This is a genomic window from Undibacterium sp. Di24W (assembly GCF_049340325.1).
Lineage (GTDB): Bacteria > Pseudomonadota > Gammaproteobacteria > Burkholderiales > Burkholderiaceae_D > Undibacterium.
Genome location: NZ_JBMPOP010000005.1, coordinates 1 through 12,437 on the forward strand (window position 1 = coordinate 1; position 12,437 = coordinate 12,437).

The 12,437-nt window shown below is 46.1% G+C and carries 12 protein-coding genes and 1 riboswitch; of the genes, 8 read left to right on the forward strand and 4 right to left on the reverse strand.

What is annotated here, in order from left to right; all coding sequences use genetic code 11:
• The first annotated feature begins 307 nt into the window (after positions 1–307).
• A riboswitch (yybP-ykoY riboswitch) is annotated at positions 308–477 on the forward strand.
• Between the two features lie 48 nt (positions 478–525).
• On the forward strand, positions 526–1,092 hold the full coding sequence (locus tag ACO0KZ_RS11545) for a TMEM165/GDT1 family protein (protein WP_422995312.1): 567 nt from the start codon (positions 526–528) through the stop codon (positions 1,090–1,092).
• A gap of 162 nt (positions 1,093–1,254) precedes the next feature.
• Complete coding sequence (locus ACO0KZ_RS11550) at positions 1,255–1,950, forward strand: hypothetical protein (protein WP_422995313.1); 696 nt, start codon at positions 1,255–1,257, stop codon at positions 1,948–1,950.
• Between the two features lie 4 nt (positions 1,951–1,954).
• Here ACO0KZ_RS11550 and ACO0KZ_RS11555 read toward each other — a convergent pair whose 3' ends face one another.
• From ACO0KZ_RS11555 to ACO0KZ_RS11570, 4 genes are all read right to left on the reverse strand, one after another.
• Positions 1,955–3,520 carry an HDOD domain-containing protein gene (locus tag ACO0KZ_RS11555; protein WP_422995314.1) on the reverse strand — a complete coding sequence of 522 codons (1,566 nt, stop codon included), beginning with the start codon at positions 3,518–3,520 and terminating at the stop codon, positions 1,955–1,957.
• Between the two features lie 100 nt (positions 3,521–3,620).
• Complete coding sequence (locus ACO0KZ_RS11560; protein ID WP_422995315.1) at positions 3,621–5,252, reverse strand: tetratricopeptide repeat protein; 1,632 nt, start codon at positions 5,250–5,252, stop codon at positions 3,621–3,623.
• 192 nt (positions 5,253–5,444) lie between these two features.
• Positions 5,445–5,642 carry a DUF2905 domain-containing protein gene (locus ACO0KZ_RS11565; RefSeq protein WP_422995316.1) on the reverse strand — a complete coding sequence of 66 codons (198 nt, stop codon included), beginning with the start codon at positions 5,640–5,642 and terminating at the stop codon, positions 5,445–5,447.
• A gap of 45 nt (positions 5,643–5,687) precedes the next feature.
• Positions 5,688–6,896 (reverse strand): class I SAM-dependent methyltransferase, encoded by a 1,209-nt coding sequence (locus tag ACO0KZ_RS11570; protein ID WP_422995317.1) that lies wholly within the window; start codon positions 6,894–6,896, stop codon positions 5,688–5,690.
• A gap of 178 nt (positions 6,897–7,074) precedes the next feature.
• Between ACO0KZ_RS11570 and ACO0KZ_RS11575 the strand changes: the two genes are divergently transcribed.
• The 6 genes from ACO0KZ_RS11575 to ACO0KZ_RS11600 all read left to right on the forward strand — a co-directional run bounded on the left by ACO0KZ_RS11575 (position 7,075) and on the right by ACO0KZ_RS11600 (position 12,435).
• Entirely contained in the window at positions 7,075–7,866 is a 792-nt protein-coding gene (locus ACO0KZ_RS11575) for an SDR family oxidoreductase (RefSeq protein WP_422996025.1), read from the forward strand.
• Between the two features lie 56 nt (positions 7,867–7,922).
• Positions 7,923–8,321: a dihydroneopterin aldolase gene (locus ACO0KZ_RS11580; RefSeq protein WP_314858503.1), complete on the forward strand. Its 399-nt coding sequence runs from the start codon at positions 7,923–7,925 to the stop codon at positions 8,319–8,321.
• 23 nt (positions 8,322–8,344) lie between these two features.
• Positions 8,345–9,268: a tRNA 2-thiocytidine(32) synthetase TtcA gene (gene ttcA, locus ACO0KZ_RS11585; protein ID WP_422996027.1), complete on the forward strand. Its 924-nt coding sequence runs from the start codon at positions 8,345–8,347 to the stop codon at positions 9,266–9,268.
• A 465-nt stretch (positions 9,269–9,733) separates the two neighbouring features.
• Positions 9,734–10,432, forward strand: a complete 699-nt coding sequence (locus ACO0KZ_RS11590; protein WP_422995318.1) for a YIP1 family protein — start codon at positions 9,734–9,736, stop codon at positions 10,430–10,432.
• A gap of 12 nt (positions 10,433–10,444) precedes the next feature.
• Positions 10,445–11,752, forward strand: a complete 1,308-nt coding sequence (locus tag ACO0KZ_RS11595; RefSeq protein WP_422995319.1) for an efflux RND transporter periplasmic adaptor subunit — start codon at positions 10,445–10,447, stop codon at positions 11,750–11,752.
• Positions 11,749–12,435, forward strand: a complete 687-nt coding sequence (locus ACO0KZ_RS11600; protein WP_422995320.1) for an ABC transporter ATP-binding protein — start codon at positions 11,749–11,751, stop codon at positions 12,433–12,435. Before ACO0KZ_RS11595 ends, ACO0KZ_RS11600 begins: the two co-directional genes overlap by 4 nt.
• Positions 12,436–12,437 lie beyond the last annotated feature (2 nt).

Below are 12,437 nucleotides of genomic sequence, written 5' to 3' on the forward strand. Positions count from 1 at the left end.
TGCGCCGATGATAGTGCTGCAACCAGTGTGAAAGTAGGTCATCGTCAGGCTCTTATTCCGCATCGCCCCTGATTCACTTCGAATCAGGGGCTTTTGCTTTTTGCGCTTTAAATCAGAACCTCTTCATAGCTCACCAATTCTCATCAACTCCACTTATCGCTTTATTTCCCGTTTAAATCAGCTAAGCCATCGTCTCGAATCTTCTCGAACTACAAAAACTTCTTCTTTTCTTGTTCGACTGCGATCCAAATTTTTTTGTTACTGCAAGTTAAATACTCCTCTAGCAGGGCTTCAGGGTATAATTTCGACTGTATTCATTGGGGAGTAGCCTGTTTTTTCATATATGGGAAAATAGATGTATCAACATACTTGGCCATCCGGTCATGGTACATTTGATTCTTACAACAGACCTCGTTGTTCGAATTTGGCAAGACCTTTGAGCACTTTATTTCTTTTACCCAGGATGGGCAAAGGAATGATTTGTTCATTGCGTAAATTAAACCCAGTGCCCATCCGCATTCAATCATGGAAGCATTTTTAGTTTCGACTCTCGCTGTTGCTGTCGGTGAAATCGGCGACAAAACTCAACTTTTAGCATTGCTACTAGCCGCCCGATATCGTAAGCCTATTCCTATTGTTCTAGGAATCTTGGTTGCAACTTTGGCCAATCACAGTTTGGCCGGTTTGTTCGGCCAGTGGGTGGTCAGTTATTTCCCAACTGAGATCTTGCGTTGGTTATTGGGTGCCTCTTTTATCGCAATTGCGGTATGGACCTTGAAGCCAGACGAAATGGATAATGAAGGTATTAAAGAGGGGCAGATGGGGGTGTTTTTACTGACCTGCGTCACCTTTTTCTTTGCGGAAATTGGCGATAAAACTCAATTAGCTACCGTTGCGCTTGCTGCAAAATACAGTGATTTAGGCTTAGTGATAGCAGGTACAACATTGGGTATGTTGATTGCCGATGTGCCAGCTGTCCTATTAGGTAAAGTTGCCTCTCCAAATTTCCCTTTCCATTATGTACGCTGGTTTGCAGCTTTAGTTTTTGCTGTCTTGGGAATGATGGTATTGCTTAATTTAGGCAGTTTCTAGAATTACCTAGTTATCGAAGAAAACAGTACTAAATTTAGAAAGATAATGATGACAAGCTTCATACTCCCTAAGGGTACTACCGTCAAGCTAGGTAGTATTTCAACCTCACTATACAGCTTTCTGCGAGAAGGCATCCCTGCGAATCTTCCGCGCGAGGGTTTAATGGCTCCCCAAGCATTAGAAACGCATGGAAGCGGGGTGTATGTTGGTGAACTTATGGCCTATTTCTCGGCATCCGCAGCGTTTTGCCAGCTAACGAGTCAGCTTTATATTGAACACGAGTCAGCGTTGACAGCCTTTGTTGGGCAGTTACAGTCGAACCCCGGTGTTAAGCCTACGGTGGAAAACCTTGAAATTATTGCGAGTCAGGTGGGAATTCCCATTGTTCTCGAAATCGTTCTAGATGAGGACTGTGAAGTTTCTGCAGACACTCATTTTGAAGTAGTAGATAACGCCGCCAAAAGTTGGAAGTTATGGCGTAGCGTATTGCTTAATCGTGAGCAAGGAATTCCCGCGCATTGGATTAAGAAATTCTATTTCCCGAGACTGCTGGATTATCGTGATTTAGCGACTGTAAAAAATCCACGCTTGTTAGAGCAAACTATTGATAGCTCGTTGATGGTCGGTGGAATGATGCAGTCATGGCATAAAGATACACCGGGAGATCTGCTGCTGGCGTTCAAGAAACAATACGGCAAGACTAACTTCTCTCAATCTATGAATTTTGACGAAGCTTCCGTAGAGCGTTTCTTTAACTTGAATGGGATGCTTGATGCCGCGACTAGACTACTGAATCAAATGACGATATGGCAGGATATTGACGCCCTTGCAAAAAAACAAGGCATACCGTTGCAGTAAGCTTTTAGCGCTTGATCATCGCGCCCATTAATTGTCCTTTTAAGGTTTTGATGAGCGCGGTTTCATCCGCAGGCACGCCTTCCTCTGCAGCGAATGCACGATCTGCATAGAACAATCCTAAAGGCTTGCGGTCAATCACTAAGGGCAAAATGATGAAGCTCCGTGCATCTGGCAATAATTGTTTATGCCAATCCGGCAATATATTTTGAACTTTCGGACCGCTGGCATTTGAAATCATTAAGTCGACATTGTTGCTTAACGCTAGGTGAAATATTGAATTGTCAGTCAATGCGGAAAAGTGAAAAGCACGTTGACGCTCGGCATACTTTTCACCAACAGCGACTCTGGCGTTAAATCTTCCTGTATGTACGTCGAGCAGACAGGCCGTCGCAAAACGAAAACCCATCGCAAAACGAAAACCCATCGCACCATACAGTGTTTCCAATACTAGCAAAATGAGATCACTCAATTTGACTTGGTTCGAAGCTAACATTTGAGTTGCATCCTGCACGCCAGCTAATAACAAGTCGCGTGCATTTACTGGCTTGCCGCTGGCGTGCCGAACTCCCGCTTCTAATTGCTGAGTGTCGAAACTGGTTAACATAAATTCATTGAAGACATCGGATGCTTTAGTTGGCATCGTAATAGCTGATGTGGTAATTGGTGCCAGCGCTACATTCAGTGTATTTGCCAAAAGGCGCGCTTCTTTGTCCACGGTTTTCAAGATGACCTGTAGTTGGTCAGCATCGAAATCCAGCGCAATGCCATAACGTGAAACCATCAGTTGGCAGCGCTCTTCCATCACTGATTGCGTTGGTGCTGTATCAGTGTTGACCAAGATGGATGCCAAATTTTCGCTAAAGCTGGCAACTTGCCTAATCCATTCATTGCCAATATTGGTTTTTTTCTGGTTGCCGTGAGTCGGCTGTAAAGCACTAATAATGCTGTTAGGTATTTTCCAATCGTGTAGTACAGTCTCGCCAAAGCGCTCAAAGCTACACCCCAATAATTGTCCGCAAATTTCTATAGCCCGCTCAGGGTGTGAAGCGCTAAGTTCTTGAATTTTATCGTACAGGTGATGATCGAACGAAGCGACCAAGACGCGTCCGATATTCTTAAAAAGGGACGCCACTGCGGCTTCTTCATGATTAGGATGTCGGCATCTTCGTGCAATTTCTCGAGCGCAGACACTGGCGCATAATGCTTTGACTAGCTCCTGTCGTACCACATGAGCTTGACGGGCATCGTTGAAACCTTCCACCAGCAAGCTGGCTAAAGCATTTGCTTTGATCGTGTCAAAACCCAGCAAAAATATCGCTCTCGAAATCGTGGTGACAATCGTGCCGCCCGGAGTACGATAAGTAATCGTATTAGACAGTCGCAAAATTTTTTGTGTTAAAGCGACGTCCGACAATATAAAGTGCGCCAGATCAGTTACTGAGTCTTCACCGGAAGAGGTCATTTGCACTACTTTGGCGATCGCAACCCCTAGCGTTGGTAAGCTCTTGTCCGCACGGATTTGTTCTAGCAGCTGCTCGCGTGCGGGTGTGACATTTTGCATAGGATTCATAAAAAATCAAATTAGTAGAACTCAAAGTGGCGCTAGACTTGTTTTCCAGTGAATCGCTGCAAGGAAGGCGTTTCAAGCAGTTGAGATGTTTTCGAGAAATTTAACCTGACTTAATGCGAAGCGCATCGATACCAAAGCGTTTTTGTAGTTCCTCATAGAGACCACGGATTGCCTTGAGACGATTATTCATAGGATCTAAGCGCGCAGCGGAATCGATTAATTGTTTTGCCAATGCGCCAGTTGCAGGATCCCAACCCAGGTTTTCTATACATTTGAGTGCCGCCAGTGCTGCATTCAATACCACTTGTGGGTTGTCGGGGGACTTACGTGCAGCACTCGACATAAGATCAACTGAGCCGCGGAAGTCGCCTTCCTTGGCTTTTTGTACGCCCAGCGCAACCAGGTCACGTACCTCTTTTTGGCTGCGTTGCGCCAGCTCTTGTCCTAAGTGACCTTTACCAGCACTTTCAAAAACCCCCATAGCTTTTGTCACCATATCTTGGTTTGGTGCATTTCGCATGACTTCCATAATGACTTCTGATGCAGCTTCTTCTTGATTATGCTCAAGACAGCTCTTAGCCAGGCCAAGCTTAAGATCATTCGATAAACCGATATCTTCCCGGTTGGCTTCGACCGCAGCAGTAAGTTCTTGCGCTAGCCTGGCATCACCGGTTGCGGCATGTAACATGGCGGCTGAAATCGCACGGCAAGCCTCCGTTTTTTTGACGCCAACCATGCTTTTTTCTAAATCGCGAATCACCGATTTTGCTTGTTCATGGTCACCTTTTTTTACTAAGGCATTAACTAATTTAACGTGATCCTCAGGATCCCGGAACTCTGAAAATTTGGCTTTACTGACGACCTTTTTGAATACATTTTCGGCGGTTTCTATATCGCCAGTTTCTAATGCCAATGAGCCTAATTTTCGTAAGCGTCGCACCGCATGAGGTGAAATTATCACTGCTGTGTCGAGCACTGATTTTGCTTCGGGTAGTTGTCCAATTGCCTCGTGAGTCTTGGACAGCCAATCGTAGGCGTCCATATACTTATCATTTTCTTGGACGAGTACGTTCAGAATGTCTTCAGCTTCTTGGTAGCGACCTTGCATAAACAAGGTTTTGGCCAGGCCAAGTTTCGCCCAAGCGACCGCCTTCATTTCGTAGAGTGTGGCATACAACTGTTCTGCCTCATCCGCCTCGCCTAAAATAACATGGAGCTCAGCGCGTAGGCGCATAAAATCTACGCTGTAGCGTGGGAAATTAGATTCACCCTCAATACAGGCGCCGATAGCTTCCCTTAAGAAACTCTGTTCCATGAAGTTGTAGACATCGACAAAGGCTTTACGCTTTTCAATTGCTTTGAGAACGCGTTCTAGTAGGGTATCCGCGGTAAACGGTTTGAGGAGATAATCTGAGGGAGCTAGTTCGGCAGCACTGACTACTTTGGCATAGGCTCGTTCGGCAGTCACCATTATGAATATAGTCGAGAGCGGCGTGAGCTTATGGTGGCGTATGTCTTCTAGAAGTTGCTGGCCATCCTGACCAACCCCAAGATCGTATTCACACAAAATTAAATCAAATACTTTATTCTGAATTGCCCGGAGTGCAGTGCCCGCGCTGATGGCATGATCAATTTTTGTGATGCCACATAAGTTGAGCATATTGTGTAAGCTCACCCGCATTCCTGAATGGGGTTCGACTAATAAGGCGCGTATTCCTTCTAACTTGCTCATGGAATCCTTTTTACCTGGAGGCTAATTGCGTTTTTTGATTGTTCTTAGCAAAACAAGGCGTGCTGCTTTTCTTATTGATGTTGACGGTTGTTCTAGAGCCAAACTTTAACCGATTCCGTCTTACCAATGTAGCTGCGTAGCAATTTATTTCAAGACAATTTATACAACGTCGCTGGGACGCCACGGTATGTCTTACTTGAGCACTTTTGCAATTAAGAGAATAGCAAGTGAAAGCAAAATGGTAGAGGCAAACGGAATCGTAAATATCTTACCAAATAATCTAAAACGTAAGTCTCCCGGCAATCTACCTAAGCCGAGTTTTTGTAGCCACGGTAGTAGATTGGCGAAAACCACCAGTGCTACAAAAATAACGATAACCCAACGTATCATGCATGTTCCTTAGGTGTGATTCTTAATAGATTACAGGTTTAAGGGCTATAACCTGTGGCTACGATCATGGCGTAACAAATTGTCGGGTAAATCTATACCGCAACCAAGTATTAGTACTTTAAACAATTCTCCCATCTCAGCAGGAGAAATCAGCTTTTGCATGGCATTGGTCGCAGGTAAATAGCGTGCCGTATCTTCGACTGGAATTCTGCTAAGAATAGTCGTTAGGCCGGTTTCCAGCAAAAAGCCAGCCTGACTAGTGTACGCTAATAAATCTAAGCCAGCCTCCACGCCTGCATGTGCCATAGCGGTGAAATCAACATGAGCGGTAATGTCCTGCAAGCCAGGCAAATAAAATGGATCTGGATGTGCATGGTGCCGATAATGGCACATCAAAGTGCCTTTGTCGCGTTGAGGCAAATAATACTCATGCGCGGGAAAACCGTAGTCGAACCAAATGCTAACGCCGGCTTTGCCGGTTTTAGCCTGCCCAGCTAAAAGCATGGCAGCGACGCTGCGCATAAATCCGTTCGCGACTGGGTGAACTTCAGTGATATACCCTTGTGGAAGTGATTCGGCATCAGGAATCTGATTAATCAAACTCCTGATAGTCTCTGGATTGTCTTGTATGCTCACTAACGAAAAGTTTGCATTTTCCTCGGTATTTTTTCTTACTCCTAGACGATTCCACGAATTGTCTGACTTGATAACTAGTTCGATGGGCATCGCATCCAAGACTTCATTGCCAATCACGATGCCGGAAAAAGCATCTGGCATATTGGACAACCAAACCACTTGCGGGAAATCTTTTAATCGTTCTTCTTGCCGAGCTCTGAGTTCGCCGGACAATTCCACGATAAAATAGCGCTTTATTGGAATATTTGAATACTGACACTCTGACAAGATGTCAAAGGCCAGTTTGCCAGAGCCAGCACCGAATTCTAAGATGTCGGGTGTAGTCTGTGCAAATAGGTGATGCGCAACTTGGGCGAGCGTAGCTCCGAACAAGCTACTCATTTCTGGTGCGGTGGTGAAATCGCCGGCTGCACCCAGCTTCGCGGAACCTCCACTGTAATAACCTAAACGCGGGGTATACAGTGCCATCTCCATGTAGCGTGAGAACGGTATCACGCCGCCATATTCAGCGATTTCAGCGAGTATCAGCTCTTGTAGTTGTCGTGAGGCCTGCTGGGCATCGGCCGATGGCACTGGCAGCACGAGTTTTTGATTGGGAGTAGGATTAAGTTTCTGCATTTCAGCATTGTATTAAAAAGCGGGACGATTCCCATCATTTAGTGAAAACATTTTCGCTAATTGCACTATCAAATAATTTGACAGAAACTGTTATGGTCTGCGCGTTGTGGTTTTGCGTACTGTGACAGATTGAATTCGATAAAGTAGGAAGAAGATAAGTATGAATCCAGCTTTACCCATGACTTCACCGATACCGGTGGCGCTGGTAACGGGCGCCGCCAAACGCATTGGTCGTCAGATTGCGCTCACGCTGGCGCAGCGCGGCTGGGACATCGTGGTGCATTATGGCAAGTCGGCGCAAGAAGCAGCGCAAGTGGTGGCAGAGATTGAGGCTTACGGTAGACGTGCGGTGGCCGTGCAGGCAGACTTGGATAGTGTAGAACAAGTTAAGAATGTTGTTCCGCAAGCCTTGGCGTATTTCGGACGACTCGACTGCGTCGTGAACAATGCTTCTTTGTTTGAAGCCGATAGCGTTGAAGATTTTTCACAAGCCTGTCTGGATAAACATATGCACGCAAATTTGATGGCGCCTTTGATGTTGGCGCAGGATTTGGCGGCCAGTTTAGCAGTCGATGCGGCAGACGGAATGGCGGTGGTGATCAATATTCTCGATCAAAAATTATTTAATTTGAATCCCGACTATTTGTCTTATACCTTATCGAAAGCGGCATTACATACGGCAACAACGATGCTAGCACAAGCCTTGGCTCCAAAAGTGAGGGTAGTTGGTATTGCGCCTGGCCTGTCTATGGTGTCTGGAGATCAAAGTGCGAGCGATTTTGAGGCCGCGCATAAAGTGACGCCCTTAGGCCGATCCAGCACCCCGCAAGATATTGCTGAAGCAGTGTGTTATGTGGCTGCAGCGAGAGCAATTACTGGCACTACATTATTAGTTGATGGTGGCCAGCATTTGGTTCCAACACAACGTGATGTGATGTTTCTGGCGACTGCAAACGCAATGCGTCCTTAGCAGTTTTATTGTATTTAATTTAGACGTTTTCCAAGTAACCATTTAAGCGATCATTTATGTTATCCATACTCCACCACCCGCAATTAGCCGATTGCCGTCGTTTGTTTTTGCGCAATTATGAAGTCTCTATCAATATCGGCGTTCATGAATTTGAAAAAAAAGGTGAGCAGCGTGTGATGATCAATGTCGATTTGTACATCCCATTAGCATTATCGACCCCTAAAGATGACCAACTCGATGAAGTCGTCGATTACGATTTCATGCGTGGCACAATTGCTGCTCGTGTTGCGCAAGGACACGTGCATTTACAAGAAACACTCTGTGACGATGTCGCAAAAATCATGCTGTCACACCCACGTGTGCGCGCGGTTCGTGTTTCTACCATGAAGCCTGACGTCTATCCAGACTGCGAAGGCGTTGGAGTGGAAGTGTTTCAAATCAAAACAGAAGGGTAAGTCAGGCCATGCAAGTCATCTCTATGCCAACGCCAGGAAAATTGGCACAAACTGCGTCAACCCAATCGCCTGAAAAGATCGCTTACGAAAATAATAAATTGCACAAACGCCTGTGTCGCCTAGTCGGTCAGGCAATCGGTGATTTCAATATGATCGAAGACGGTGACAAAGTGATGGTCTGTTTGTCGGGCGGTAAAGACAGCTACGCTTTGCTCGACATTCTGATGACTTTGCGCGAGCGGGCACCGATCAATTTTGAAATCGTTGCCGTGAATCTCGATCAGAAACAACCCGGTTTTCCAGAAGATATTTTGCCTGCCTATCTGGATAAGCTTGGCATTCCGTACCACATCGAAAATCAAGATACCTATAGCATCGTCAAGCGTTTGGTCCCTGAAGGTAAAACGACTTGCTCATTGTGTTCGCGTTTGCGTCGCGGAATTTTGTATCGGGTCGCCGATGAGTTGGGTGCGACTAAGATTGCACTTGGTCACCATCGCGACGACATTATGGAAACCTTCTTTCTGAATATGTTTTTCGGTGGCAAACTAAAAGGCATGCCTGCCAAATTACAATCGGATGACGGTAAACACATTGTGATCCGTCCTCTGGCTTATGTAAAAGAGTTGGATACTGAGCGCTATGCAGAAGTAAAACAGTTCCCAATTATTCCGTGTAATCTGTGTGGCTCGCAAGAGAACTTGCAACGTAAACATGTGAAGCAATTAATGCGTGATTGGGAAAAGCAACATCCTGGTCGTGTTGATAATATTTTCTCGGCTTTATCAACAATAGTTCCCTCCCATTTAATGGATAAAGATTTATTCAATTTCCGTGATCTTGCTCTGACTGGCGATGCCGTACCTAATGGCGATATCGCGTTCGATGACGAGCCATGTGCGACATCTACTTCAGGTGTGATTAATTTGCATGTAGATCAAGATTAATGCTTGAAATTGCAGAAAGTGCGCCTTAGGGCGCATTTTTTTTACCTGCGGTTTCAGTGCGCTGGCGCTAGGCTTATTCGCTCAGCTGCCAGGAAAAAAATTCATCCTGTTTGGCTGGCATTCATCACTGATAAGTCGTCGTTTGTCGCATCCTTTGCCGGAAGAGTGTTGCGTCGATTACACTTAATGCATTCGTATCACATGTGATGATAGTGTAATAAAGCTACTTTAGCGTCATGGAGCGCTGTACTTTCAGATGCCTACAGTAGGGAAATGTACCGGCGCAGAAAATTCAGTGCAAAGAAAGCCACTTCTATCAAATTTAAAAATTATGCAATTTCGACAAGCTGGGATTATGATGCTGTTTTTAATTCGATGCCTTAAACATTGGCTACCTCTGGAAATGCAATGAATCGCAGTAAAAAACGGCAATACTCCCTTAATCAATAAAAAAGAAAAGGAAATATGATGTCTTCAAACGCTATATCTGTTTTGGCAAAAGTATTCTACGAACCAAAATCTGCTTTTGAGTCGCTCAAAGAAAAGCCAGCAGCATGGCTGCCATTAGCATTGATTATTCTTGGCACTATGATCGTGTTTTATTGGTACTACTCGACGGTCGATTTTGCTTGGTTGCTCGACCATACCCTAAGTGCTCAGCCAGACCTCAAGCCTGAAGCGAAAGCTGCAATGGCGAATTTCATGACACGAAATGCCATGATGTATTCGACGCTGGGCGGTGTGCTGATTGCAACCCCGATCATTTATGCTGTATTCGCTTTGTACTATTGGGTCGCGTCTAAAGTTTTGGGGAGCGAAATCGGCTACGGCAAGTGGTTTCACTTTACTATTTGGATTAGTGTTCCCGCTTTGTTGGGTCTGCCAATGATGGCGCTCCAAGTTGCAACAGGCCATGGACAAGTGGCAATGGAAGACTTGAATATGCTGTCGTTTAACTATCTGATAGCACATGCGCAACTAGGTACACCATGGGCGAGTTTCTTGAATAATTTGAGTTTGCCTACGCTGTGGACCGTATTTTTGTCTTTCGTTGGTTTGCGTGTTTGGACCGGACGCAGCACAGGTGCTTGCGCATTTGCGGCAGTGTTACCGTACGCTTTCTTCTACGGCGGTTGGGCTTTAAAAATTGCATTTTCTAACTAAACGGTAGCGACTATGAACAAAAGTAAACTGATCGGTATTACAGCGCTAGTCGCCGTGATTGCAGTGCCACTTGCCATCAAATTTAGTGGCGGAAAACCAAAACTGGAAGTCGAATTAGCAGCAGTCAGCAAGAAAGAAATTCAACCTTCAATTTTGGCATCGGGCAATTTTGTCTTTCGTCAACAAGTGCAGTTGTCGAGTGAAGTGATTGGTAAAGTATCTGAGGTACTGGTCAAAGAAGGCGACAAAATAAAAGAAGGACAAGTGCTATTGCGCCTTGATCCAACTTTGATCAAAGCGGAGGTCACACAACAACGCGCCATTGTGCGAAGTGCGCAAGTAAATATTGAACGCGCACAGTTGAATGTCGATCGTCAACAAGTCAACGTGGATCGTAGTCGTCGCCTCGCCGAGGCGAAGTTTATTGATACCAGCAAATACGAAGATGCAGCGCATCAGTTCAATGTCGCTAAAGTTGATTTACATGCGGCACGTGAGAGTATGCAACAAGCCAGTGCGTCTCTAGATCAGGCTTTGAAACGTTTGGATAAAACCGAAGTGAAAGCGCCGATTAGCGGCACAGTAACCTCAGTACAAATCAAAATTGGTGAAACTGCGGTTGCTAGTGCGACTGGCATGGCAGGGTCTTCCTTGATGACGATTGCTGATGTGGGCAGCATCATGGCCGAAGTCAATGTCGATGAAGCTGATGTCGCAAAAGTAGCAGTCGGACAAAAGGTTAAAGTGTATCCAGCCGCTTTCGACGATCAGCCAGTTGCCGGTATCGTAGAAGAAGTATCGATGGCGCCCAAGGCCGTTTTAGCTGGTGCCTCACAAGGCAAGAGCTATGTGGTGAAACTACGTCTGGCGGAAACCATGTTGGGTATTCGTACCGGTATGACTTGTCGGGTTGAAATTATTACCGGCGGCGGTAGTCCAAAGCCAGTGTTGCCAATCCAGGCGATCTTGACGGGCGATAGCATGAAGTTGGACAAAGACACGAAAGAAGCGAAAGAAGCTGTTAAGGGTTCTGGTGTCGTCTTCATTGTTAAAGATGGTGTCGCCCGCAAGAAAGAAGTGAAAGTCGGTATCGCAGATGACAATAATCAGGAAATTTTGTCAGGCGTAGCAGAAGGCGATAATGTCGTCATCGGTCCAGCACGTGTATTACGTGGCTTGCATGATGGTGATCAGGTCAAGGAATTAAAGCCTGCTGAGAAGGCGACCAAAGCTGCCGACACTAAACCCACCAGTGCGCCCGCTGCCAGTGCATCAACTGCAGGCGCATCAGCTGCCAGTGCAGATGGGAAAAAACCGTGATTACGCTGACCGCTATCGAAAAAAACTATCAAATGGGTGATCAAACCGTGCATGCCTTGCGCGGTGTGGATCTGCACATTGCACGTAATGAGTTCGTGGCGTTTATTGGTGCTTCCGGTTCGGGCAAGTCAACCATGATGAACATCGTGGGTTGCCTCGATAGGCCGAGTGCAGGTACCTATCAACTCAATGGCCGCGATGTGGCAACGATGGAAAGCGATGAATTGGCCTTGGTTCGCAACGCTGAGATTGGTTTCATTTTTCAGAGTTTCCATTTGCTGCCGCGCGCTACTGCACTCGACAACGTGGCGCAGCCGTTGATTTATCGCGGCATAGGCCATAAGGAACGGAGCCGTTTGGCTGCCGAGGCACTGGATCACGTGGGCTTGGGCTCACGTATGCACCATCGTCCAAATGAACTATCGGGTGGTCAAAGACAAAGGGTGGCCATCGCGCGCGCGTTGGTGGGGAAACCTGCGATTTTGTTGGCGGATGAACCGACCGGTAATCTTGATTCGAGTACTAGTTTAGAAATCTTGGACTTGATCAAAGAAGTACACCGGAATGGTCAAACGGTCGTGATGGTGACTCATGAGCCAGAAATCGCGGCGCAATGCCATCGCGTCGTGCGTTTACATGACGGTCGTGTTTTAAGTGATGTTCGTAACGTACCGGGAGGTTAAAT